General features: G+C 64.0%; 26 protein-coding genes. 13 read left to right on the forward strand and 13 right to left on the reverse strand.

Going from position 1 to position 23918, the window contains the following annotated elements; all coding sequences use genetic code 11:
- Nucleotide 1 precedes the first annotated feature (1 nt).
- Nucleotides 2–475: a MarR family winged helix-turn-helix transcriptional regulator gene (locus tag SO180_RS10795; RefSeq protein ID WP_449378796.1), complete on the reverse strand. Its 474-nt coding sequence runs from the start codon at nucleotides 473–475 to the stop codon at nucleotides 2–4.
- Nucleotides 476–567: 92 nt separating this feature from the next.
- Between SO180_RS10795 and SO180_RS10800 the strand changes: the two genes are divergently transcribed.
- Nucleotides 568–1794 carry an MFS transporter gene (locus SO180_RS10800; RefSeq protein WP_449378797.1) on the forward strand — a complete coding sequence of 409 codons (1227 nt, stop codon included), beginning with the start codon at nucleotides 568–570 and terminating at the stop codon, nucleotides 1792–1794.
- Between the two features lie 9 nt (nucleotides 1795–1803).
- Here the strand turns inward: SO180_RS10800 and SO180_RS10805 are convergent, their stop codons facing one another.
- Both SO180_RS10805 and SO180_RS10810 read right to left on the reverse strand, forming a co-directional pair.
- The gene (locus tag SO180_RS10805; RefSeq protein WP_449378798.1) at nucleotides 1804–2712 is read right to left on the reverse strand and encodes an amino acid ABC transporter substrate-binding protein; all 909 of its coding nucleotides are present in this window, start codon (nucleotides 2710–2712) and stop codon (nucleotides 1804–1806) included.
- Between the two features lie 124 nt (nucleotides 2713–2836).
- A complete protein-coding gene (locus SO180_RS10810) occupies nucleotides 2837–3781 on the reverse strand; it encodes a LysR family transcriptional regulator (RefSeq protein WP_449378799.1) in 945 nt (314 codons plus the stop codon).
- Between the two features lie 106 nt (nucleotides 3782–3887).
- Here SO180_RS10810 and SO180_RS10815 point away from each other — a divergent pair, with 106 nt between their 5' ends.
- The 10 genes from SO180_RS10815 to SO180_RS10860 all read left to right on the forward strand — a co-directional run bounded on the left by SO180_RS10815 (nucleotide 3888) and on the right by SO180_RS10860 (nucleotide 13347).
- Complete coding sequence (locus SO180_RS10815; protein WP_449378800.1) at nucleotides 3888–4211, forward strand: Dabb family protein; 324 nt, start codon at nucleotides 3888–3890, stop codon at nucleotides 4209–4211.
- Nucleotides 4208–5287: a maleylacetate reductase gene (locus SO180_RS10820; RefSeq protein WP_449378801.1), complete on the forward strand. Its 1080-nt coding sequence runs from the start codon at nucleotides 4208–4210 to the stop codon at nucleotides 5285–5287. Before SO180_RS10815 ends, SO180_RS10820 begins: the two co-directional genes overlap by 4 nt.
- 4 nt (nucleotides 5288–5291) lie before the next feature.
- Nucleotides 5292–6665, forward strand: a complete 1374-nt coding sequence (locus tag SO180_RS10825) for an amidohydrolase family protein (RefSeq protein WP_449378802.1) — start codon at nucleotides 5292–5294, stop codon at nucleotides 6663–6665.
- A 20-nt stretch (nucleotides 6666–6685) separates the two neighbouring features.
- Nucleotides 6686–7588 carry an NAD(P)-dependent oxidoreductase gene (locus SO180_RS10830; protein ID WP_449378803.1) on the forward strand — a complete coding sequence of 301 codons (903 nt, stop codon included), beginning with the start codon at nucleotides 6686–6688 and terminating at the stop codon, nucleotides 7586–7588.
- Nucleotides 7589–7603: 15 nt separating this feature from the next.
- Nucleotides 7604–8488 carry an intradiol ring-cleavage dioxygenase gene (locus SO180_RS10835; protein WP_449378804.1) on the forward strand — a complete coding sequence of 295 codons (885 nt, stop codon included), beginning with the start codon at nucleotides 7604–7606 and terminating at the stop codon, nucleotides 8486–8488.
- Nucleotides 8489–8553: 65 nt separating this feature from the next.
- On the forward strand, nucleotides 8554–10056 hold the full coding sequence (locus SO180_RS10840; protein WP_449378805.1) for a sugar ABC transporter ATP-binding protein: 1503 nt from the start codon (nucleotides 8554–8556) through the stop codon (nucleotides 10054–10056).
- Nucleotides 10049–10999: an ABC transporter permease gene (locus tag SO180_RS10845; RefSeq protein WP_449378806.1), complete on the forward strand. Its 951-nt coding sequence runs from the start codon at nucleotides 10049–10051 to the stop codon at nucleotides 10997–10999. Before SO180_RS10840 ends, SO180_RS10845 begins: the two co-directional genes overlap by 8 nt.
- Complete coding sequence (locus SO180_RS10850; RefSeq protein ID WP_449378807.1) at nucleotides 10996–11973, forward strand: ABC transporter permease; 978 nt, start codon at nucleotides 10996–10998, stop codon at nucleotides 11971–11973. Before SO180_RS10845 ends, SO180_RS10850 begins: the two co-directional genes overlap by 4 nt.
- A gap of 47 nt (nucleotides 11974–12020) precedes the next feature.
- Complete coding sequence (locus tag SO180_RS10855) at nucleotides 12021–12992, forward strand: sugar ABC transporter substrate-binding protein (RefSeq protein ID WP_449378808.1); 972 nt, start codon at nucleotides 12021–12023, stop codon at nucleotides 12990–12992.
- Nucleotides 12993–13059: 67 nt separating this feature from the next.
- The gene (locus SO180_RS10860) at nucleotides 13060–13347 is read left to right on the forward strand and encodes a YciI family protein (protein WP_449378809.1); all 288 of its coding nucleotides are present in this window, start codon (nucleotides 13060–13062) and stop codon (nucleotides 13345–13347) included.
- Nucleotides 13348–13360: 13 nt separating this feature from the next.
- Here the strand turns inward: SO180_RS10860 and SO180_RS10865 are convergent, their stop codons facing one another.
- Nucleotides 13361–13780 carry a nuclear transport factor 2 family protein gene (locus SO180_RS10865; RefSeq protein ID WP_449378810.1) on the reverse strand — a complete coding sequence of 140 codons (420 nt, stop codon included), beginning with the start codon at nucleotides 13778–13780 and terminating at the stop codon, nucleotides 13361–13363.
- 147 nt (nucleotides 13781–13927) lie between these two features.
- On the opposite strand from SO180_RS10865, the gene SO180_RS10870 reads away from it, so the two are divergent.
- The gene (locus SO180_RS10870) at nucleotides 13928–15169 is read left to right on the forward strand and encodes an amidohydrolase family protein (protein WP_449378811.1); all 1242 of its coding nucleotides are present in this window, start codon (nucleotides 13928–13930) and stop codon (nucleotides 15167–15169) included.
- Here the strand turns inward: SO180_RS10870 and SO180_RS10875 are convergent.
- From SO180_RS10875 to SO180_RS10910, 8 genes are all read right to left on the reverse strand, one after another.
- Nucleotides 15153–16073, reverse strand: a complete 921-nt coding sequence (locus SO180_RS10875; RefSeq protein WP_449378812.1) for a DUF1932 domain-containing protein — start codon at nucleotides 16071–16073, stop codon at nucleotides 15153–15155. The genes SO180_RS10870 and SO180_RS10875 overlap by 17 nt on opposite strands.
- Complete coding sequence (locus SO180_RS10880) at nucleotides 16073–16942, reverse strand: substrate-binding domain-containing protein (protein ID WP_449378813.1); 870 nt, start codon at nucleotides 16940–16942, stop codon at nucleotides 16073–16075. Before SO180_RS10880 ends, SO180_RS10875 begins: the two co-directional genes overlap by 1 nt.
- A gap of 24 nt (nucleotides 16943–16966) precedes the next feature.
- Nucleotides 16967–17650 carry a 4-carboxy-4-hydroxy-2-oxoadipate aldolase/oxaloacetate decarboxylase gene (locus SO180_RS10885; protein WP_449378814.1) on the reverse strand — a complete coding sequence of 228 codons (684 nt, stop codon included), beginning with the start codon at nucleotides 17648–17650 and terminating at the stop codon, nucleotides 16967–16969.
- The gene (locus tag SO180_RS10890) at nucleotides 17647–18360 is read right to left on the reverse strand and encodes a PIG-L deacetylase family protein (protein ID WP_449378815.1); all 714 of its coding nucleotides are present in this window, start codon (nucleotides 18358–18360) and stop codon (nucleotides 17647–17649) included. The genes SO180_RS10885 and SO180_RS10890 overlap by 4 nt, the downstream gene beginning before the upstream one ends.
- Before the next feature lie 68 nt (nucleotides 18361–18428).
- On the reverse strand, nucleotides 18429–19730 hold the full coding sequence (gene dctA, locus SO180_RS10895; protein ID WP_449378816.1) for a C4-dicarboxylate transporter DctA: 1302 nt from the start codon (nucleotides 19728–19730) through the stop codon (nucleotides 18429–18431).
- Nucleotides 19730–20602, reverse strand: coding sequence for an amidohydrolase family protein (locus tag SO180_RS10900; protein ID WP_449378817.1), 873 nt, complete (start codon nucleotides 20600–20602; stop codon nucleotides 19730–19732). The genes dctA and SO180_RS10900 overlap by 1 nt, the downstream gene beginning before the upstream one ends.
- Before the next feature lie 9 nt (nucleotides 20603–20611).
- Nucleotides 20612–20755 carry a hypothetical protein gene (locus tag SO180_RS10905; protein ID WP_449378818.1) on the reverse strand — a complete coding sequence of 48 codons (144 nt, stop codon included), beginning with the start codon at nucleotides 20753–20755 and terminating at the stop codon, nucleotides 20612–20614.
- Between the two features lie 72 nt (nucleotides 20756–20827).
- Entirely contained in the window at nucleotides 20828–21538 is a 711-nt protein-coding gene (locus SO180_RS10910; protein ID WP_449378819.1) for a TetR/AcrR family transcriptional regulator, read from the reverse strand.
- A 115-nt stretch (nucleotides 21539–21653) separates the two neighbouring features.
- Between SO180_RS10910 and SO180_RS10915 the strand changes: the two genes are divergently transcribed.
- A complete protein-coding gene (locus tag SO180_RS10915) occupies nucleotides 21654–22631 on the forward strand; it encodes a tripartite tricarboxylate transporter substrate binding protein (protein WP_449378820.1) in 978 nt (325 codons plus the stop codon).
- 24 nt (nucleotides 22632–22655) lie between these two features.
- Here the strand turns inward: SO180_RS10915 and SO180_RS10920 are convergent, their stop codons facing one another.
- Nucleotides 22656–23798 (reverse strand): mechanosensitive ion channel family protein, encoded by a 1143-nt coding sequence (locus SO180_RS10920; protein WP_449378821.1) that lies wholly within the window; start codon nucleotides 23796–23798, stop codon nucleotides 22656–22658.
- Between the last annotated feature and the right edge of the window lie 120 nt (nucleotides 23799–23918).

Raw genomic sequence — 23918 nt, forward strand, 5'->3', positions numbered from 1 at the left:
ACTATTTCGCCTCTGAACCAGTCTTCGCGTCATGCAGGCGGTTGGCGCGCTGCTCGATGCGCTGGAGCGTCGCGAAGGTTATCGCAAGTTCCTCGGCTCCGATATCCTTGAGCAGGCTCGCCCGCACCCGCCGCAACACGCGATTGATCTCCTCGACCTTGGCGTCACCCGTTGCTGTGAGATGTAGCGTTTTGGCACGTCGGTCGGTCGGATCCTCGCGGCGTTCTACGAACCCCTCGGCCTCCAGAAGATCGATCAGCCGCACCAGCGAGGGGCCCTCGATCCCCAATTCGTCGGCGAGTACGCCCTGGCGCACCGAAGTTCCCTGCCGGGACAGCAACAGAAGTGGAATCGCGGTCGCATAGGACAGGTCGTGATCCGACAGCGCCTGGTCCGACTCGCGACGCCAGATGCGGCCAAGGCGCGCAATCAACCGGCCAATCTCGGCGTGGATATGGGACTGCGAGGGAGCCATGCAAATTAGATAGGACACAAACTATTAGGAGGCAACTATATACGTCGGATTATTGCGACTGATCACGGGAAAGCGAACGAGACCGACGCACCATGAGCGCGGGTTCCACGACGGAGGCAGGCCAGGCGCTGCACGGCGACAGCAGCCTGTCGCTCGTGCCGACCTTTGTCGTGGTGGCCGTGGATGCCACGGGATTGGGGATCATCCTGCCCCTGCTCCCATTCTACTCGCTGCGGCTCGGCGCGACACCGTTCATGCTGGGCATGCTGATCTCGGCCTACGCCGTCTGCCAACTCATAGCCGGACCGGTGGTGGGCATGCTCTCGGACCGCTATGGCCGCCGCAAGGTCCTGCTCGTCAGCCAGATCGGTACGTTCGTCGGCTTTACCCTGCTCGCGCTTGCAACCAACCTGACCCTGGTCTTTCTCGCCCGGATCATCGACGGTCTGACCTCGGGCAATATCTCGGTGGCGCATGCCTATGCGGCCGAGCACAGCGCGCCGTCGACGCGCAAGCAGGCGCTCGGGATGACCAGCGGAGCGATCGGAACGGGACTGTTGCTGGGACCGGCGCTTTCCGGCTTTCTCGTCCATTACGGTGACACCGCGCCGGTATGGGCCGCCGCGGCACTATCGCTCATCAGCATTTTGGCGACCGTCGCCTTGCTGCCGCCCGACCATCCTGCCTCCGAGCCGCTCTATCATCACCGCGTTCCCCAAGCGGAGGTGACACGCGCGATCGTCGGCATGCGTCATGCGTGGCGGGTGCTCGGCCTCCTGATCGTGTTCTTCTTCGTCAACTCGATGTTCCTGTCGCAGATCGGCCTATTCCTGTCGGCGCGGTTCTCATGGGACGGGCATCCCTTCGGCGCGCGCGAGCTCGGCTGGGTATTCGCCTATGCCGGCTTCATCAACATGGTTGTCCAGGGCCTGCTGATTACGCGCGCGAACCGCTTTGCATCCGACCGCGGCATCGTGCTGCTGGCATTCGCATGCATGGCGCTGGGATTTTCCGGCCTCGCGATCGGAAACAGCAACAGCCTGCTCGCCATATTCCTGACGTTAATCATCATCGGCACCATGTTCACCCGCAGCACGCTGACGGCGGAATTGTCACGCAGCGCCGCGATCAACCGCCAGGGCATGATCATGGGCCTCAACCAGTCGCTGATGTCGGGCGCCAACATCACCGCGCCGCTCCTGAGCGGCGCGCTGATCGGTCATCGGCTGTTCGTCGTCTGGGCGCTCGCGATGGCGGGCATCGCGGCAATGGGAGCGGCACTGGCCTGCCGCTTGCCCGCCTCGCCTCGGGCGCGCTAGGCGCCTGCCTCAGTTGGCGTCGTAAACCTCCGGATCGTAGCTCGAGCTGGGCTTCTTGAAGGCGTTGCGGAGCGCCGGCGACATCGGGACGTTGAAATTGATCCCGTTCGGCGGCACCGGCGATTGCAGCCACTTCTTGTAGAGCACCTCGATCTCCGGGCTCTGGTAGAGCTCGGCGGTCGCGCGGTCGGCAAGCGCCTTGAACGGCGCGTCGTCCTTGCGCAGCATGATCCCGAATGGCTCAGCCTTCGAGAAGCTCTCGTCGCTGATCATGTAGAGCGACGGCTCCTTCGAACGCGCGATCGCTACCGCGAGCTGCACGTCGTCGAGCGCATAGGCCTGCGCGCGGTCGGTCTCCAGCATCAGAAAACCCTCGGCCTGGTCCTTGGCCGGCAGAATATTGATCCCGAGGTTGCGCTGGGTATTGACCTTGGCAAGCTGGTTCAAATTCACCGATCCCGCCACCGCTGTGACTGACTTGCCCTTGAGGTCATCGATCGTATCGAGCTTCTGCGCTTTCTTAGCGGCAAATCGCGTCGCGCTAAGGAAGTGCGTGTTGGTGAAGGCCACCTGCTTCTGGCGATCGGCGTTGTTGGTGGTCGCCGAGCAATGCAGGTCGAGCGTGCCGTTGACCATCAGCGGGATACGGTTCGACGACGTCACCGGCGTGAACTCGACAGCGATGTCAGGCAGGCCGAGCTGCTTCTTCACGGCATCGACGATTTTGAGGCAGATATCGAGCGCAAAGCCAACGGGCTTCTGGTCCCCGTCCAGATAGCTGAAGGGAATGGACGCTTCCTGGTAGCCCAGAGTGATCTTCTTCGTCTCCTTGACCTTCTCGAGGGTGCCTCCGAGGTCTTCGGCTGCAACCGGGCCCGTCACAAGGGCAAGAGCGAAAAGCACGGCTCCCAAGCGCATCAATCTCTCCTGATATCATATCGACTGCGGGCATTCATGCCCAAGCCATACAATGAGATCCTGAGCCGATACGCAACCCTTCGCAAATGCTGGGCCACCTTCGCTGCGAGACTACGTCTACCAGCTATCGCGTTTCATAGGGGACGCGCTCCTTCGGCTCCATCCAGATTCCCGCCTGCGAATGCTCGCGGATGTGATTGACCAGGAAGTCGGAAAACACCCTGATCTTGGCGGGCAGCCTGACGCGGTTCTGGTAGGCGATGTTCATGGTGAGCAAGGGCAGCTCCCAGTCCATCAACAGCGGCACGAGTTGTCCCGAGGAAATGTCGCCCTGCACGATATAGAGCGGCTGGACGAGGATGCCGAGGCCTGCGAGCGCGGCGCCGCGGATCACCTGGCCGTCATTGCTGTCGAGCGTCGGCGCGATGCGGATGGTCTGGGCCGCATTGTCCTTGCTGAGCCGCAGCGAATAGGGATCGTTGGCGAGGTTGTAGATCAGCATGTCGTGGCGGGCGAGATCTGCCGGGTGCTCCGGCCGGCCCTGCCTCGCGAGATAGGAGGGAGCTGCCGCCAGCACGCGCCGCATCTGGCCGATGCGGCGGACGACGATGTTGGAGTCGGGCTCGTGCTCCCTGGTACGGATCGCGACGTCGATGCCCGCCTCGATGAAATCGGGATAGCGGTTGGCGGTGATGATCTGCACGCTGAGCTTTGGATAGAGCGCGCGGAACGCCGGCAGCATCGGCGCGAGATAGATCATCGCAAACGACAGCGAACTCGTGACCCGCAGCACGCCCTTCGGCGACAGCGCGCGGTCCGATACCGCGTCTTCGGCCTCGGCAAGCTCGTTCAAGAGCGTGCTGCAACGCTGCAAGAGTTCCTGCCCTGCTTCCGTCAGCCACTGCCGGCGCGTGTTGCGCTCGATCAGCCTCACCGCGAGCCGCTCCTCCAGCGCGCTGAGATGCCGGCTCGCGGCGGCATTCGACATTCGCAATGTTTCGGCCGCCTTGGAAAGGCTGCCGAGCTCGGCCGTTTTGGAGAAGACCTCGAGTTGAAGAAGACGGTCCATTTTTGCATAAATCGGAAAAGAGACTTACGATTTTTGGCCTTTATTTCCGATTTCTGCAAGGCAAAATACCCCAAACAGCAAGACGAGCGGCGAGGAAATCAGGAAAATGTCGGGCCCGATCAGGCACATCGTGATGTGGCGGCTGCGCGGGGAGACGCCCGCGGAGCGCTCCGCGGCCCGGCTCAAGGTCAAAACCCTTTTCGAGGGCCTGAAGGGCCAGATCGATGGCCTCACTCATATTGAGGTCGGCCTCGACGTCAGCGATGTCGACTACGCCTGCGACGTCGTGTTGTTCTCCGAATTTGCCGATCAGGCCGCCCTTCAGGCCTATGCAACCCATCCGGAGCACCTGCGCGTCCGCGAGGCGCTCGGCGACTTGCGGATCGGCCGCTTCCAGGTCGATTATCCCATCAAAGAGACCGGCGCATGATCGGTTCATTCACCTTTGAAAATCTCCCCTGCCGCGTCGTATTCGGCAGCGGAACGCTTGCGGCAGCCAAGGCCGAGGTCGAGCGGCTGGGCGGCAAGCGCGCGCTGGTGCTGACGACGCCGCAGCAGGAGGCGCAAGGCAAGAACCTCGGCGCTGCGCTCGGCCCGCTCTATGCCGGCCTCTTTGCCGGCGCGACCATGCACACGCCGGTCGAGGTCACCGCGCAGGCGCTCGCCGCGATGAAGGTCTGCGAGGCGGACTGCGTCGTCTCGCTCGGCGGCGGCTCGACCACGGGCCTTGGCAAGGCGCTGGCGTTACGCACCGGCGTCAATCAGCTCTGCATCCCCACCACCTATGCCGGCTCGGAGATGACGCCGATCATCGGCCAGACCGAGAACGGCCTTAAGACCACGGTGCGCGACGCGGCCGTGCTGCCGGAGACCGTGATCTACGATGTCGACCTCACTTTGACGCTTCCGGTCGGCCTGGCAGCGACCTCCGGCATCAATGCGATCGCGCACGCGGTCGAAGCGCTTTATGCACGCGACGCCAATCCCGTGACCTCGCTGATGGCGGAGGAAGGCATCCGCGCGCTAGCGCGTGCCCTCCCCGCCATTGCCGCGAAGAGCGACGACCGCGAGGCCCGCACCGAAGCGCTCTATGGCGCCTGGCTCTGCGGCGTCTGCCTCGGTACCGTCGGCATGGCCTTGCATCACAAGCTCTGCCACACGCTCGGCGGCACGTTCGATCTGCCGCACGCTGAGACCCACACCATCGTGCTGCCGCATGCGCTGGCCTACAATGCGCCCGCCGTGCCCGATGCCATGATGCGCATCTCACGCGCGATCGGCGCGGCCGATGCATCGCGAGGGCTTTACGACCTTGCCAAGCGGCTGAATGCAAAGCTGGCCCTGCGCGACATCGGCATGCCCGAGGGCGGTATCGACAAGGCGGCGGATCTCGCAGTCACGAACGCCTATTGGAATCCGCGCCCGCTCGAGCGGAACGCCATTCGCGACCTCATCGCGCGCGCCTGGGCGGGCGAGCCGCCGGTCGCAACCAAAGCGACGGCCTGAGGCGATGCGGCGCACGCTGATCAAATCGGCAACCATCATCAGCATGGATGAAGCCATCGGCGATCTCCGGGCCGGCGATGTGCTCGTCGAGGGCAACCGGATCGTTGACGTGCGCACCGGCATCGAGCTTGGCAGCGGAGCGGCCGGCACCGATGTCATCGACGGCACGGGGCGCATCGTCATCCCGGGTCTGATCAACGCGCATATGCACACCTGGCAGACGGGCTTGCGCGGGTTTGCCGCGAACTGGACGCTACTCGAATATTTCCGCCGCATGCATGCGGGGCTGGCGACCGTGTTCCGGCCCGGCGACATCTATATCGCAACCCTCGTCGGCGCACTGAATCAGATCAATCAGGGCACCACGACGCTGGTCGATTGGTGCCACAACAATCCGACACCTGACCACACTGATGCCGCGGTGCGAGGTCTGATTGAGAGCGGTATCCGGGCCGCTTTCTTCCACGGCTCACCGAAGCCCGAGCCAAAACCCGGCGAGCCGCATTTCTCCGAGATCCCGCATCCGCGCCGCGAGGTCGAGCGGCTGCTGGCGGGTCCCCTCGCCAACCGTGGCGGCCTCGTCACGCTCGGACTTGCCATTCTCGGCCCGCATTATTCGACGCTCGACGTCGCCATGCATGACTTCGGCCTGGCGCGGGAGCTTGGCCTGATCGCATCGATGCACCAGGGCGGCGGTCCGCCCAAGACCCCTGGCGGCTGGGAGAAGCTGATCGAGGTCGGCCTCGTCGGTGCGGGCGTCAATATCGTCCACGGCAACGATCTCTCCGACGACCTCCTGCAACGTCTCGTCGATCTCGGTGCGTCGTTCTCGGTGACGCCGGAAAACGAGATGATCCAGGGTCACGGCTTCCCGATTACGGGACGGCTCCTGAATCGCGGCGTCCGGCCGACGATCGGCATTGATCTCGAATCCGTGCTGGCCGGCGATCTCTTCTCCGCCGCGCGTGTCGCGCTGTCGATGCAGCGGGCGCTCGACAATGCCGAGTCGCGCAAGGCCAGCGGCAGCATTCCGGCGACGACGACGATTCCGGCGCGCGAGGCGCTGCGCTGGATCACGCTGGAAGGCGCCCGCATGCTTGGCCGCGACAGCGAGATCGGCTCACTGACGCCGGGCAAGCTTGCCGACCTCGTGGTCATCAATGCCTCCGATCTCAATCTCTTTCCGGTCCACGATCCCGTCGCCACGGTCGTCATGCAGACGAGCCTTGCCAATATCGAGGCCGTGATGATCGACGGCGTCTGGAAGAAGCGGAACAGCAGGCTTCTGGTCGACGGGCTGGAGCCGAAGAAGGAGCTGCTCGCGCAATCCGGGCGGCGGCTGGTGCAGGACATCGAACGACAGGGACGCGCCGCCTGAGGCGCCAATGGACAACAAGAATGACAGACTCTTCGAGAAACATCGCTTTCATCGGCATCGGCAAGATGGGCCTGCCGATGTCGACGCTCGTCGCCAAGGCCGGCTGTGCCGTGACCGCCTTCGACCCAAGTGCGGCTCGTATCGCTGCCGCACGTGAACAGGGCATCGCTGTTGCGGCGTCACCGACTGACGCAGTCAGCGGCCGGGCCGCTGTGATCACTTCCCTGCCCGACGATGCTGCGCTGCGCGCCGTGATGCTCGGCCCAACCGGCCTGATCGGCTCGATGGCGCCGGGAGCCGTGCTGATCGAGACCAGCACAGTCAGCGCGGAGGCCTCCGCTGAGGTTGGTGCCGCGGCACAGGCGCGCGGTGTCGCCTATCTGCGTGCACCGGTCTCGGGCAATGCCAGCATCGTCCACACGGGCGCGCTGACCTGCTTCGTCTCGGGCCCGAAGGACACTTTCGAGGCCGCAAAGCCGCTGTTCGCAACTTTCACCCGTGCGCAGTCATATCTCGGGCCCGGCGAAGAGGCGCGCTACGCAAAACTCGCTGTCAACCTGATGATTGCGGTGTCGGCCGCCATGATGGCCGAGAGCCTCGCGCTCGCGCGCAAGGGCGGAATCGCCTGGCAGGACATTCTGAAGGTGCTCGATGACAGCGCGGTTGCCTCGCCCATGGTGAAGTACAAGACCGCGCCGCTCAGGACCCGCGATTTCGAGTCGACATTCTCCTGCAAGCAGATGGCCAAGGATCTCGATCTGATCCTTGGTGCCGGCCATGCCGTCGGCGTCCCGCTGCAACTCGCAGCGCAGGTGCGCGAGACCTACGGCTCGCTGGTCGCGCAGGGCGACGGCGAGACCGACTTCATCGCGACCGTCAAGCACCTGGAACGGCTGTCCGGGCTTGGCGAGCCAAAACTCTGATCAACGGAGGCAACGTTGCGTAACTTCAACGAGAACACGATCACCGACGCCGTGCTGGAGCGGATCACGGGCGCGACCGATCCGCGCGTCAAGCAAGTGAGCGAGGCGCTGGTGCGCCACCTTCATGCCTTCGTGCGCGAGGTCCGGCCCACCCAGAAGGAATGGGAGTACGGCATCGACTTCCTCACCCGCACCGGCCACATGTGCGACGACAAGCGCCAGGAGTTCATCCTGCTGTCGGACACGCTCGGCGTCTCCATGCTGGTCGACGCCATCAACCATCCAGTGCCGGAAGGCGCGACCGAGACCACGGTGCTGGGCCCCTTCTTCGTGCAAGCCGCTCCGGAGAAGACCCGCGGCGAGAACATCTCGGGCAAGATGGAAGGTGATCCGATGCTGGTCACCGGTTCGGTCTCGGCCGTCGACGGCCGGCCGCTCGCGGGCGCCGTGGTCGATGTCTGGCACTCCGACGACGATGGCTATTACGACGTGCAGCAGCTCGACAAGATCGGCGATCTCGCGATGCGCGCGCGCTTCCACACCGACCAGAACGGCCGCTTCCATTTCTGGTCGATCAAGCCCGCCGCCTACCCGATCCCACATGACGGGCCAGTCGGCGAAATGCTGGAGGCGCAGGGCCGACATCCCTGGCGTCCCGCGCATGTGCATTTCATGATCTCCGCGCCCGGCTTCGAACAGCTCGTGACGCATGTGTTCGTCGCCGGCGACCAGTACCTCGACAGCGACGTGGTGTTCGGCGTCAAGGATAGCCTGATCCGCGAGTTCGTCCGTCATCCGGCCGGCCGTGCGCCGGATGGTCGCATGGTGGACAGCGAATATTTCCATCTCAACTATGATTTCGGCCTGAAGCAGGTTGCGAGCGGCGCAAGAGCTGCTTAAGCCGGATCACGGCTGAAAGGACCGACAAGAGTCCGGCAAGCCGAGCTTTTTGGAGAGGACGGACGATGGAGGAGGCTGACACACCGCTGCTCGAGCTGCGCGGCATCAGCAAGGAGTTTCCGGGCGTCAAGGCGCTGGACGACGTGTCCTTTGCCGTGTTTCCCGGCGAGGTCCATATGCTGCTGGGCGAGAACGGTGCCGGCAAGTCGAGCCTGATGAAGGTGCTGTGCGGAGCCTACCGAGCCGACGCCGGCGAATTCTACTACAAGGGCCAAAAGGCCGCGATCGCCTCGACCACGGATGCGCAGATGCTCGGCATCGCCGTCATCTTCCAGGAATTCTCGCTCGTCCCCCATCTCGACATCGCTCAAAACATCTTCCTCGGCCGCGAGCCGAAGGGTCGCATTCCCGGCACCATCGACCGCCGCAGGATTTTAGCCGACGCCAAGCGCGTGCTCGACACCATCGGCTTCGAGATCGACCCCTCTGTCACCGTCGACAAGCTCGGCGTCGCGCAGCAGCAGATGGTCGAAATCGCCAAGGCGATCAGCCAGAATGCGCGCATCCTGGTCATGGACGAGCCGACTGCGGCGCTGTCAGACCGCGAAACCGAGCTCCTGTTCGCGCTGATCGCACGGCTAAAGGCCGATGGGGTTGCCATCGTGTATATCTCGCACCGCATGGCCGAGGTGTTCGCGCTTGGCGACCGCATCACCATCCTGCGCGACGGCCGGCGTATCGACGGCGTCAGGCCGGCCGACGTCACGCCCGACCAGCTCGTGCGCATGATGGTCGGCCGCACCGTCGACATGACCTATCCGCGCAACTTCGCCGACAAGCCCGGCGAGGTGCTGCTCAGCGTCAAGGGCCTGACCTCACCGACCGGTATTTCCGAGATCGACATCGAGGTACGCCAGGGCGAGATCGTCGGTCTCTGCGGCCTCGTCGGCTCGGGCCGCAGCGAAGTCGCGCGCGCGATCTTCGGCGCCGATCCCGTGACCTCCGGCGAGATCATCTTTGACGGCAAGACCATCTCCGGCGAACCCGACGTCGCGGCACGCCGCGGCATCGCCCTGATCCCGGAAAGCCGGAAGAGCGAGGGCCTCGCACTGCTCCGCTCGGTCGGCGACAATCTCGTGGTCTCGGCGCTGCGAAAGTTGTTTCCAAGCGGCCTGTTCGATCAGCGTAGCGCGCAACGCACGTCCGACAACCTGATCCGGCAGCTCAGGATCGCGACGCCGAGCGCCCGCCAGACCGTCGGCCTGCTCTCTGGCGGCAACCAGCAGAAAGTCGTGATCGGCAAGTGGCTGGCTGCCGGCGCGAAGCTCTTCATTTTCGACGAGCCGACACGCGGCATCGACATCGGCGCCAAGTCCGAAATCTTTGCCCTGATCGACCGGCTGGTCGCCGAGGGCGCGGCTGCGCTGATGATCTCGTCCGAGCAGGTCGAGATCTGCCATGTCTGCGACCGCGCCTACGTGATGCGCGAGGGCCGCATCGCCGGGCATCTGGCGCGCAATGAACTGACCGAGGAGAACATCGTGCGACTGGGGATGCACCATGCATGAGGCCGCGGTCATTTCGCAACCAAATCCGCTCCAGCGCATTCCCGGCGTCGCCATCGTGCTCGTGCTCCTGGTCGCGCTGTTCGGGGCGATCGCCCCCGGCTTCCTGTCGGTCGCCAACCTCTCCAACGTGCTGGTGCAGTCGACGATCCTGACCATGCTCGCGCTGCCGATGACGCTGATCATCATGACCGAAGGCCTGGACCTCTCGATGGGCGCGGTGCTGACGCTGACCTCACTCTGCGTCGCCATCGTGTCGCTCGCGACCAAGTCGATGCTGCTGGGTCTTGGTGCCGGCGTGCTGGTCGGTGCGGCCTTCGGCACGATCAATGGCTGGCTGGTCGCGATCCTCGGAATACCGCCCTTCGTCGCGACGCTCGGCACACTCGGCATGGCGCAGGGCCTGTCGCTGATCGTCTCTGACGGCCAGAGCGTGGTCGGCATCCCGCACAGTGTGCGTGACATCTACTCATCCACGCTTCTTGGCGTGCCCTTGCCGATCGTGATGGCGCTCGCGACCTACGCGTTCTTCCATGCCCTGCTCTATCACACCCGCTTCGGCACCTACATCTTCGCGCTCGGCGGAAACCGAGAGGCGCTGAGATATGCCGGCCTCTCGCCGAACCGGCTGCTGATCGCCGTCTACGCGCTCGGCGGCACCATGGCCGGGGTCGCAGGCCTCTTGATGACCGCGCGCATGAATTCCGGCCACCCGACTGCCGGTCTCGGCCTCGAATTCGATGCGATCGCGGCGGTTGCGGTTGGCGGCACCTCCTTCGAGCGCGGCAATGGCTGGCTGCTCGGCACCGTGCTCGGCGTCATCGCCGTCGGCGTCCTGCGTAACGGCCTCAATCTGATCTCGCTGCCGTCCTCGGTGCAGGTCGCGAGCGTCGGCGTTCTCGTCATCGTCGCGCTGTTCCTGGACGGCATCAGGAACCGCGCATGACCGACATCACCAAGGAGGCCCTCTCGACGCCCCGCTCCTTCCTGTCGCAGGACGCGATCCAGGTGTTCTACCGCTTGCTCGCGGCACTGCTGATCTGCGCGGTGCTCGCTGTCCTCAGTGACTCCTTCCTGAGCCTCGGAAACATCCTCAACGTGCTGCGGCAGGCAAGCCTGACCTTCTTCATTGCCTCAGGCCTGACGCTGGTGGTCCTGACCGCCGGCCTCGACCTCTCCGTTGGCGCCAATGTCGCTCTCTCAGCCTGTCTCGCCGGCACCGTGATCCATCAGACCGGCTCTCCCGTGCTGGGCGTTCTCACCGCGCTGGTGGTCGGGGGCGTCGTTGGTCTCCTTAACGGCGTCATGGTGACGGCGCTGCGCATCCCCTCCTTCATCGCCACCTACGGCATGCTCTGGGTGCTGAACGGCCTCACTTATTGGTACATGGCCGGCGACACCATTCACGGCTTCCCCGCGGGCTTCCGGCAGATCGGCAGCGGCTATCTCCTCGGCCTGCCAATCCCGCTCTACCTTCTGCTGATCTTCCTTGCGATCGGCACGCTGTTCGCGCAGCGGACCATCTGGGGCCAGGAGATCTATGCGATCGGTGCCAACCCGGTTGCTGCGCGGCTCTCCGGAATTCCGGTCGCGCGCCGGCTGCTGCTGGTCTATGCCGTCTCCGGCACCATGGCGGGGCTTGCGTCGATCATCTTCCTGTCACGGCTCAATTCGGCCGAGGCCGACATCGGCGAAAGCCTGACGCTGCCCGCGATCGCGGCCGTGCTGATCGGCGGCACCTCGCTGTTCGGCGGCATCGGCACGGTATTCGGCACCTTCGTCGGCGCGCTGATCCTGACGCTGGTGCTGAACGGCATGAATCTCTTGTCGGTCAGCGCCAACTGGCAGCCGCTCGTTACCGGCATCATCGTCATTCTCGCTGTCTGGCTCGACATGAAGACCCGTCGCCGCACGCAATGAGTTCGTCGCAACCGATCCAACAAACCAAAATGAGGGATGGAGACAATATGAAACAGAGACTGGGCTATCTTGCACTGCCGCTTCTTGCGGTCACATTCGCGGCACCGGCTTATGCCGACGGCGAAACCATCGCCGTGTTTACAAAGAACCAGACCAACCCCTATTTCCAGACGGTGCGCGTCGGTGCCGAAGTAGCGGCCAAGGCGCTGAATGCCAAGACGTTGCAATATATTCCGACCAAGCCGGACTCCATCCCCGAGCAACTCAGCCAGATCGAGGACGTCGTCGTGAAGAAGCCCAGTGCGATCGTCTTCATTCCCGTCGACTACAAGGCGATGGTGCCTGGTGTCGAGAAGATCAACGACGCCAAAATTCCGGTGGTCAACATCACCGATCGCTCCGCCGGAGGCAAGTTCGTCTCCTTCGTCGGCGCCGACGACTACAGCCTCGGGCTCGAGACCGCGCGCTATCTGCTGAAGACGCTCGGTGGCAAGGGCAACATCGTCATCATCGAGGGCGTCAAGGGCTCGCTGACCAATGTCGACCGCGTCCGCGGCTTTAACGATGCGCTGAAGGAAACCCCGGGCGCGAAACTTCTGGCCTCGCAGCCCGGCAATTATCAGCGGCTCCAGGCGCTCCAGGTGATGGAAAACCTGATGCAATCGAACTCGCAGATCGACGGGGTGCTCGCCGCCAACGACGCCATGGCGGTCGGCGCAATCGAGGCGCTGGATGGCGCCAACCGGAAAGCGCAGGTGATCGGTATCAACGGCACCAAGGAAGCCATCGATGCCATCAAGTCCGGCAAGCTGCTCGCAAGCGGCGACTATAACGGGTTTGCGCAGGGCTGTCTCGGCACCATGATGGCGATCCGCAACTTGCGCGAACAGCCCGTCGTCGCCGAGATCGTGCTGAAGCCCACCGTCATCACGAAGGACAATTTCGGGCCGTTCGACGTGCCACTCGAGCAGCGCACCTGCCCGACCTGGGAAGAGGCGCAAAAGCTCGGCACGAAATAGGCTCGCTCTGTCGAAAACCGGGACGGCCGTTCAATGCGGCCGTCCCAAAAACATCTGCGGAGACATCATGCTGTTTGCCATCCACGCCCTTGACCATGCCAACGCATTGCCGACCCGGCTCGCCAATTACGACGCGCACAAGGCGTTCCTGAGCGACACCTCGCGCTTCGGGGTCAAAATCGTGATGTCCGGCCCGCTGGTCTCCGACGACGGCGAGAAGATGATCGGCAGCCTGTTCCTGATCGAGGCGCCCGGACGGGCCGAGGTCGAGGCCTTCAACCGCGCCGATCCCTTCGCCGCGGCCGGCATCTGGGAGAAAGTCACGATCACCGGCTTTTTGCGCCGCCAGGGTTGAACGGCCGCAACCGCTACGCGTCGATGCCGCGCTGAACCAGGATACGCTCCGCGCTGTCGTTCCAGACGTCCATCTTGGTGATCTTGCCGCCCTTCACCACGAAGCGATCGACATAGCGATTGCCTTCGAAAGGTGTGCCGTCGTGCCATTCGCCGTAGAGCGTGCCGACACTGTAGACCACGGTCTCGCCCTCGCCCGGGCAGACGTCGAACCGGTCCATCTTCTTCTTGACCCAGCGATAGCGCCTGGCGTTGAAGCCAGCCGGCCCGCGCGGATGGTCGAACTCGCGCCCGCCGGTGAAGGTGATCACCGTGCCCGGAGCCAGGTAGACGGCCGCAGCCTCCGGATCGGGGATCATCGAGGCCGTGAGATAGGCCTCCACGATCTCGGCGTCGGACAAGGACTTGCTTGGGGCTTTTGCGGCAACGGACATCGCGGTTTCTCCGAAAGATGCGGAATACTACCCCCGGCTTGCTGGATTGCATGCATATATTTTGAACATTTCCCTCGCTAGACTGCTGGGACTTCGGAGGCGCCTCGCACGGCACGCTCCTGGATGCTCACGCCGTGAATGGTGCCCATGACGAGCCGAACCGCTTTCGACCTGATCTTCCGGAACGCGCTGATGCGCGGCGCCACCGCTCGAGCGGATATCGGCATCTCCCAAGGCAAGATCGCCGCGATCGAGCCGCGCCTTCAGGCCGAAGCCGTCGAGATCGACCTTGAAGGCCGGCTCGTTCTGCCCGGCTTCGTCGACACCCACATCCATCTCGACAAGGCCTGCCTGCTCGGCCGCTGCGGACATGATCATGGCAGTCTTACCGACGCCATCCGCGCCGTCTCGGCGATGAAGCGCGATTTCACGGTCGAGGACGTCTATGCGCGCGGCGCAAGAGTGCTGGACCGCGCGATCGTTCACGGCACGACGCGGATGCGCACCCATGTCGAGATCGACCCGCGGGTCGGCCTGCGCAGCTTCGAGGCCGTCAAGACGCTAAAGCGCGACTATGCCTGGGCGCTGGATCTGTCACTCTGCGTCTTTCCACAGGAGGGACTGACCAACGATCCCGGAGCTGAGGAGCTCTTGATCCAGGCGCTGCGCGACGGCGGCGATGTGATCGGCGGCTGTCCCTATACCGACACCGATCCGAAAGCGCACCTTAATCGGATCTTCGACCTCGCGCAGGAATTCGACGTCGATGTCGATCTTCACCTCGACTTCGACCTCGATCCCTCCTGGTCGCATCTCGGCGAAGTCTGCCGGCAGACCGAACAGCGCGGCTATCAGGGGCGCGTCGCGACCGGCCATGTCACGAAACTCTCCGCGCTGCCGCCGGAGCGCCTGAAACCGGTGGTCGAACGTCTGGCGAAAACGGGCGTCGCCGTCACGGTGCTGCCCGCGACCGATCTCTATCTGATGGGCCGCGACGCCACCCACAATGTGCCGCGCGGAATCACCGTGGCCCACAAGCTCGTCGCAAGCGGCGTGCTGTGCTCGGTTGCGACCAACAACGTGCTCAATCCCTTCACGCCGTTCGGCGATGCCTCGCTGCTGCGGATGGCGAATTTCTACGCCAATGTCGCGCATGCATCAGTCGGCGAGTTCGACACCTGCATTGACCTCGTCACCGAATTGCCGGCACGCCTGATGAACCTCGGCAATTACGGCATCAAGATCGGCAACCCTGCCGATCTCGTCGTGCTCGATACGCGTGACTTCCGTTTTGCGATCGCCGAGCTGCCGGATATTTTGGCGGGCTTCAAGAACGGCCGGCAGGTCTTTGAACGACGCCCGCCGGTGCTATTCAGCCCCGGCGCTTGATCCGCGCCAGGATCCGGTCCGCCTCAGTGCGCCAGTCGGCGTTGCGCGCGAACTCTTTCGTGCCCTTGGTACCGAACAGGCCTTCGTCAGCGAGATCGGCGACCCAGGCCTGTCGCTCGGCGGTGCCTTGCGCCGACCATGGCGTCAGCCCCGCCTCGCGCACGGTTTCGGCGACCTCGCGCACTTCCTCGGCGCGTCGGCGGCCGTGCTCGATCACGCGCTGGAAGAAATAGGCGCCTTGCTTCTCCCAGTTGATGCCGGGAAAGGTTTCCGCGAGCGAGGCCAGCACCGCATCTTCGACGCCATAGGCGCGCGCCGTCGTAAAGCTCTCGATGACCATGGCTTCCAGGCCCTTGATCATGATGCTGCGGCACATCTTTACCGCCGAGGAGACGCCGAGCTTGTCGCTCGCGACTTTGGCGGCAAAGCCGATCGCGTTGAGAAGTGGCTCGAGCTCGCGTGCGCCGGGGCCACCGAGCAGCAAGGGCACCTTGATGCGATAAGGGGGCACCGAGGTCATCACCGCACCCTCGACATAACGTCCGCCTGCGTCGTCGATCAGTCCGGCTGCGCGCTGCTTGGCGCCGGGCGAGGCCGAGTTGAAGTCGAGGAACCAGGTCCCCTGGTTGATCGCGCCGGCGCAGGCTTGCGCCACCGGGACTGCTTGGCTCGCGGTGACCGCGGAAACGATGAAGTCGGATTTTGCGGTGAGGTCAGCATGCGAGGCAGCTAACGTAACGCCGTGGTTCGTTGCATGATTGCGCAAGGCCGCGCCCTGCTCGGTCCGGAGCTTGAGGTCGAAAGCCGCGACCTTGATATCCTGCTGGCGCAAGTCCTCCGCGAGGATCTTGCCGACCTCGCCATAGCCGACAAGTCCTATCTGCCACCGCCTGGAATCGGACATCAGTTCATCCCTCGCGTGGTCTCGTCAAAGAGCTCCTCGACCGCAAAGCGGCGCGGGATCAGCGCCTGCTGGTACGCATAGTCGATGATCAGCTCCAGCGGCTTGCTGTTCGCTTCGACCCCGAACGGCAGGAGATCGGGCGACGCGGCCGGGCCCGCCTTCACTTTGCCGGCCTTCAGGAGATCGTACACGCCGGCGACGATATCGGGGCGCGATTTTGCCAGAGCCTCGGTCACCACCACGAGATGGTTGACCGGGACCACGCCACGCCGGGCGTACCAGGCCGCGGCCTCCGCGGCCGGATCGGGAAACAGCGGCTTGAGCCGCGGATCATTCGAGGTCTCGCCGAGCACGGCGTCGAGCTCGCCATCAAGCAGCATCTGGAGGATCTTCTTGTCCTTCGGCGCTCGTTCCGTGGTGTCGACATATTCGGCAACATGCGGATCCTCGAACGTGATCCAGCCAATCTTGTCCAGGTTCACACCGTAGTCGTTGGCCAAAATGCCCCTGATCCAGGCGCCGGTCGTTGTGGTGAACGACCGGATCCCAACGCGCTTGCCTTCCAGATCGGACGGGCCGAGCTTGCCGCGCTCAGGATTATACAGCGCGTAAGCGTGCTGGAAGCGGCCGAGCATGGTCGCTGGCAGAAGCACGAGCGACTTGCCATGGGCTTTCGCCATCAGATACGTGACGATCGCCATCTCGCAGACGTCGAACGCCTGCTCGCGCACCATCGGCTTGAACGCCGTATTGGTCGGCGTGTATTCGATGAAGTCGAGATCGAAACGGTCGGAGCGGAGCTCTCCGCTCTTCAACGCCTGCACGTGCGGATGACTGCCGAGCACGGTCCGCAGCTTGACACGATCCATCAGCCCACTCCGCTTTTCGTCTGCTTAGACGTCCTCGGGATTGTCAACATAGACGAGCCCGGCTTTCGCCAGAGCCTCGCGCATGTTGTACATGTCGAGGCCAAGCTCGCCCGAGGCGAGGCGGTTGCGCTTGCCGCCTTCGTCGGCGTTGCGCTTCCTGGCCTTCTCTGCAACCTCTGTCGCGGTCCGCTTCGGCACCACGACGACACCGTCGTCATCGGCCACCACGATATCGCCGGGCTCGACGTTCACCCCGGCGCAGACCACGGGAATGTTGACAGAGCCGAGCGTCGCCTTGACCGTTCCCTTCGCCGAGACGGCGCGCGACCACACCGGAAAGCTCATCTCGTGCAGCGCCTTTACGTCGCGGCACCCGGCGTCGATGACGAGCCCCTGTACGCCACGCGCACGAAGCGAGCTTGCGAGCAGCTCGCCGAACATGCCGTCGGTATTGTCGGTGGTGCAGCCAACCACGAGGATATCGCCCAGCCTGCATTGCTCGACCGCGACATGGATCATCCAGTTATCGCCGGGCTGCGCCAGCACGGTGACGGCGGGACCCGCGATCTGCGCGCCGGGCCAGATCGGGCGCATATAGGGCTTCATCAGGCCGACGCGGCCCATCGCCTCGTGCACGGTGGAAACGCCATAGGCCGACATGCCGGCGTGATCGGCGCGCTTGATGTTGCGAACGACGACGGGCTTCATGCCAGGACTTCCTCAACCGTCGGGAACAGACGCTGATAGGCCTCGCCATAGGTCATCGGCACGCCGGTGTTGCGGCTACCCTGGATGCCGCGGTTGAGCGCAACGCGCTCATAGTAGCCCCAGAGATGCTTCTGCGCAGCGAGGATCTGGAATGCCTCGTACTTCTCCTTCCAGACCTCGTCGATCTTCAGGATCAGGTTCGGCTTGAAATTGCACATCTCGGGCTGATGCGGCTCGAACAGGAATACCGGCGGCGCGGCATATTTGTACTGCGCGCCCGGCTTGTGGCCCATGGCTTGCGCGACCACGCGTGTCTCTTGCGCGAAATGCGCCGCATTCGGGTGGTCGAAATTATAGGGATCCTCCAGCGCATGAGTCAGCACGAAGCTCGGGTTGAGCTCGCGGTAGATATCGACCATGCGATCGAAATGGGCTTCCGTCAGCTTGAGCGGATAGTCGCCACAATCGAAGAACTCGATCTCGGCGCCGAGGAGTTTGGCAGCGCGCTCGGCCTCGTCCTTGCGGCCGGCCTTCACCGACTCGAGCGTCGCGCCCTTTTCCTTCCAGGCGAACTGACTCTCGCCACGCTCGCCGAAGGACATGCAGACGATCTTCATCCGGTAGCCCTTCTTTGCATGCAGCGCGATCGCGCCGCCCGCGCGCCAGACGAAATCGCCGGGATGCGCGGTAATCACTAGACCTGTCTTCATGGGACAAACTCCCCTTTCATCTCTTCAAAGTTTGACCTGCTCCCTGCGAAGCACAAGCAGCCAATACATCACACCCCAGCGGCCGGCACCGCCTCGCCGTCGAGCACGCGTTTCAACCGATCCGCGTCGAGCGCGCCTTCCCATCTGGCAATCGCGATGGTCGCCACCGCGTTCCCGATCAGGTTGGTCGGTGTCAGCCCCTGCGACATCAGCCGATGGATGCCGAGCACCAGCGCGACGCTCGCGACCGGAATGGTTCCGGTCGCCGACAGCGTCGCCGCCAGGACGACGAAGGCGGCGCCCGCTATTCCCGCCGCGCCCTTGGAGGTCACGAGCAGGATCAGCAGCAGCTCGATCTGCTCGGTGAGACCGAGCGGCGTGTTGGTCGCCTGCGCCAGGAAGACCGAGGCGGCGGCGAGATAGAGGCAGGTGCCGTCGAGGTTGAACGAGTAACCCGTGGGGATCACGAGCCCTACCACGCTGCGCTCGCAACCGGCGTTTTCGAGCTTCGAGAGCATCGGCGGTAATACGGTTTCCGACGACGTCGTGGCAATGCAGATCAATAACTCTTCCCAGATGTAGCGGATCAGCTTGATGAGGCTGAAGCCGCACCAGCGCGCGACGGGACCGAGCGCAACGACGATGAACACCAGGCAGGTAAGATAGAAGCCACCGAGCAGCCTGCCCAGCGAGGCCAGCGAGCCGACGCCGAACTTGCCGACCGTGAACGCGATGGCGCCGAATGCGCCGATCGGCGCCACCCACATCACGAATCCGACGATGGCAAATACCATCTTTGAAGTGACGTCGATCAGGTTGACCAGAGGTGCTCCACGCTCGCCGAGCTGCACCAGGGCAAAACCGCACAGCACGGAGATGAACAGCACCTGGAGGATGTTGCCTTCAGCAAAGGCGCCGACGAAGGTGCCAGGAAGGATGTTCATGAGGAATGGCACGAAGCCGATTGCGCCGGTCTGCTTGACGTAGGGCTCGATCGCGCTGGTGTTGATGCTGGCAGCGTCGATGTTCATGCCGGCGCCGGGCTTCAGCAGGTTAATCGCGACAAGGCCGATCACCAGCGCGATCGTGGTCATGATCTCGAAATAGATGATCGCCTTGATGGCGACGCGGCCGACCCGTGCCATGTCGGCCATGTGCGCGATGCCGTGCACGACGGTGCAGAAGATGATCGGCGCGATCAGCATGCGGATCGCCTTGATGAAGGCGTCGCCGAGCGGCTGCATTTTTACGCCGAGATCGGGATTGACGATGCCGAGCACGATGCCGGCCGCCATGGCGAGGAGAACCTGGACCCAGAGCTCCTTCCACCAGGCGCGGCCGCGCGGCTTGTCGATCGAGAGCGCCGTCATTACCCGAACTCGAACAGGCGGGCCGGGTTGCTGACCAGGATCTGCTGCTGGAACTCCGCCTCCGGCGCGAACAGCGGAATGAGGTCTACCAGGTCGCCGTCATTCGGCATCACCTTGACATTGGGATGCGGCCAATCCGTGCCCCAGATGACGCGATCGACTGCGGTTTCCACGATCCTGCGCGCGAACGGCACGGCGTCGGTGAAAGGCGGGCCAGAGGAAGAGACGCGCTCGGAGCCGCAAATCTTCACCCAGCATTTCTCGTCGCGCTGCATCAGGTCGATCAGGATCTTGAATGGAAGCTGGTCGAGCCCCTCAGCCGCCTTCACCCGTCCCATGTGATCGATGGTATAGCGCACCGGCAGCTTTGCCAGCATGTCGGCATATTCCGGCAGGTCGATCGCGTCGAAATGCAGATCGATGTGCCAGCCGAGCGGCGCGACCATCGCGATCACCCGGTCGAACACGCTCTTGTCCGGGATGCCACCGAGATGGCGGACGAAATTGAAGCGGCAGCCGCGGAAACCGCCTTCATGTAGCGCGCGCAGGCCTCGCTCGGTGATGGTGTCGTCGATATTGGCCACCGCGCGATAGGCCCCGTTGCTCTGCGCGATCGCGTCGAGCGCAACGGTGTTGTCGGCGCCGTGCACACTGGCATTGACGATCACGGCGCGCTGGACGCCGAGTTTGGCATGCAGTGCTTTGAAATCCTCCAGCGGCGCGTCGGGCGGCGTGTAGGAGCGGTCCGGCGCGTACGGATATTTCGAGCCCGGACCGAAGATGTGGCAATGCGCGTCGCAAGCGAGCGCCGGCAGCTTGAACTTCGGCGTGCGGGTGTTCGGATCGGGCGGCGGAATGGTCGGCTTGTACATCTGGTGTCTTCAGGTGAACTTGAACAGGCGCGCGGGATTGTCGACCAGCAACTTCTGCTGGATCGCGGCGTCGGGCGCATTGTCGATGAGCTTCGAAGCCCGGCCGGCCATCGAAGCGCCCGACAAGAGTTGCAAGCAGTCCCGCCTGCTCATTCCGCATCCCCAGTCAAATGCCGCCGATTGCGGACAACGCGAGCTTTTCGCTCCTCGTCCGTCGGCAGTCGTCTACGTCTTGTTGCTTGCCGCCGCGCGCCGGCGTGCCGGTGCGGCCTGGTCGAGTGCCGGCGCCTGGAACGAGGCCACGGTCGCCTGAACGAGCTGCTCGATCGCAGCGGCCGCGTCGCTGCCGTCGGCTTCGCCGCGCGACAGGCGCGAGACGCGCTCCGGCGTCACCAGTGAGTAATAGAGCGCACCAAGCAGGAAATGGCTACGCCAGACGATCTCGGTGCGCGGCACCTGCGGCAGGCTCTCGTGGATCGCGTCGATGAAGGCGTGGCTGGTGTCGTCGAAGGTCTGCGCGATGATGCGCCGGGCCACCTCGTTGCCCTCGGCCGACATCACGGCGCGCAGCCGCGTGAACCGCGCCCCGCCGCCGGCAAGATCGCTGCCCGAGGTGAAGGCCGGCACGACATAGGCGCGCACGATTGCCTCCAGCCGGTCCTGGAGATCGCGAACGCGCCTGGCCGCGGCGAGCAGTTCGGATCGGCGGAGATTCATCGGTCCGCAGTGGCGGCGATAGATCTCGAGCAGCAGGCCATCCTTGGTCTTGAAATGATAGGTGACGCTGCCGGGGTTGGCTCCGGCGGCCTGCGCGATGTCGCGCACCGACACGGCGTTGAAGCCGTTGGTTGCGAACAACTCCTCCGCCGCAGCGAGAATCGCCTCGCGCATGTTCGGCTTGCGGGCTGTCTCTTTGCTGGTGGGCTTGCGTACCATGTTATTTGTACTATCGTACAAAAGATAAGGTCTCGTCAACAAAAACCAAAGGCGGCGCCTTGGGCGGTCCGAGACGGGCGCCCGGATGGACACTCGCCCCGAGGAGCGCTGGAAAATGCTGGGTTTCAACAAGAAAATCGGTCGTCTACTGCTGGGTACGGGCCTGATGCTGGCCGCGAACGGCGCGCAGGCCGACAATTTCCCGAGCAAGCCAGTCCACATTCTGGTGCCCTATGCCGCTGGCGGCGCCGTCGACGTGCTCGCCCGCACGATCGGCCAGGCGCTCGCCAAGAGCTGGGGCCAGCAGCCAGTGATCGACAACCGTCCCGGCGCAGGCGGCATCATCGCCTCGCAAGCGCTGACGCAGGCGCCGCCCGACGGCTACACGCTGATCCTGGTCGCCAGCGGCCATCCGCTCAACCAGTTCGTCTATCCGAGCGTGCCCTACGACACCTTCAAGGATTTCACCGCGATCAGCGAGGTCGCCTCGTCGCCGCTCGCCATCGTCGTCGCCAAGGACAGTCCGTACAAGAGCCTCGGCGATCTCCTGACTGCTGCGAAGAAGGAACCGGACAAGCTCTCCTATGGCATGTCCGGCAACGGCACCTCGGCGCATCTCGCCGGCGAGCTGTTGAAATACATGGCCGGCGTGAAGATCGTCTCTATTCCCTACAAGGGTGGCGCCCCGGCGCTGACCGCCGTGGTCGCCGGCGAAATCCCCCTCAGCCTCAACCCGCTCGCCGAGGCCATCGGCCAGCTCGAAGGCGGCCCGGTGCGGGCGCTCGCGGTGACGTCGGCGCAGCGGTCAAAGGCCCTGCCCGATGTTCCGACCGTCGCTGAGGCCGGAGTATCAGGCTACGACGTCTCGGTCTGGTGGGGTTTTCTTGGGCCGGCAAAAATGCCGCCGGAGATCGTGGTGAGGCTCGAAGCCGATTTGAAGACGGCACTGCAAGACCCGAGCGTGCTGTCGACGCTCGACAAGATCGGCGCAACGCCGGTCGGCTCGTCGTCGAAGGATTTCGATGCCTACATGCATGCCGAGGCGGCCAAATGGGAGCCGGTGCTCAAGGCGGCGAACATCCGGGCGCAATGAGATGACCGGCATTGCTCTGGCGATTCAGTTGTGCGCCCTCGCCCGCACCTTCTCCGGTGCGACGACGCGCCGGACGAACTCTGCATCGTCATCGCCTGAAGGCAGGAGGATCGCACGCTCGCGCGGCAGCGCATCGGGCAATTCGTCGCGAATGAAGGCCACGAGCTTCTCCCGGATCTCGCAGCGCAGGTCCCAGGACTGCGGAGCGTTCCGGGCGCTGACGAGAGCGCGGAGCTGAACGGTGCGGGCATCCGCATCAATCACCTGGAGATTGACCACGGCGCCGTCCCACAGCTTTGACTCCTTGACCGCCTCCTCCAGCCTGCGGCGGATGCGCGGCACGTCGGCCCGATAATCGACATACAAAGCGATGGCGCCGATCAGGGAAGCGGCGTCGCGCGTCCAGTTCTGGAACGGCTTTTCGATGAAGTAGGACAACGGCACCACCATCCGCCGCCAGTCCCACAGCCGCACCACGACGTAGGTCGAGGCGATGTCCTCGACCCAGCCCCATTCGTTTTCGATGATGACGGCGTCCTCGATGCGGATCGGCTGCGTGATCGCAATCTGCAAGCCTGCGATCAGATTGCTGAGCAGCGGCCGCGCCGCAAGACCGACGATGATACCGGCAGCGCCGGCCGAGGCGAACAGGCTGACGCCATATTGCTTGACGGAATCGAACGTCATCAACGCCGTAGAGATCGTGATCATGATGATGAGCGTATCGATCACCCGCTTGAACACCCGCACCTGCGTGACATGTTTGCGCGCGATAAAATTCTCGGTGACGTCGCGGAAGTTTTGCAGATAGCGCGCCGCCGTCATGTCGACGGCCCGGATCGAAATCCAGCCGATCAGCGCAATCACCGCCACGACGAAGACGTGCCTGAGATCAAGACGCGTTTCGTCACCGAGCGGCGCCCATGGCAGGACGAGCGCGACTGCAAGCAGGCAGAGCGCGAGCTGCGCCGGCCCTGCCGTCCGATCGAGGAACGGATTGACGAGAGGAAAGCGGCCCGCGAAGGCACGCCGCAAGAGCTGCACCGCGATCCGGTACAGGAACAACGCCGCCAGGATCGCACATGCAATGATGCTAAGGCCGACGAACCAGGGTGGAACCCACCCGAAGAGCTCATCGATCCTCGCGATGATCGGTTGTATTTCCATCCTGCCTCCGCACCGGCTTGCAACTCGGCGCTCAACGCCCAACCTTGCGCTTCGGTCCGCCTTCGGATGCAACGCAGCATTTCCGGTCGTGCAAGCAGGGCAGAATCCGGCTATCAATGG

It is taken from the genome of Bradyrhizobium sp. UFLA05-112 (assembly GCF_053572325.1).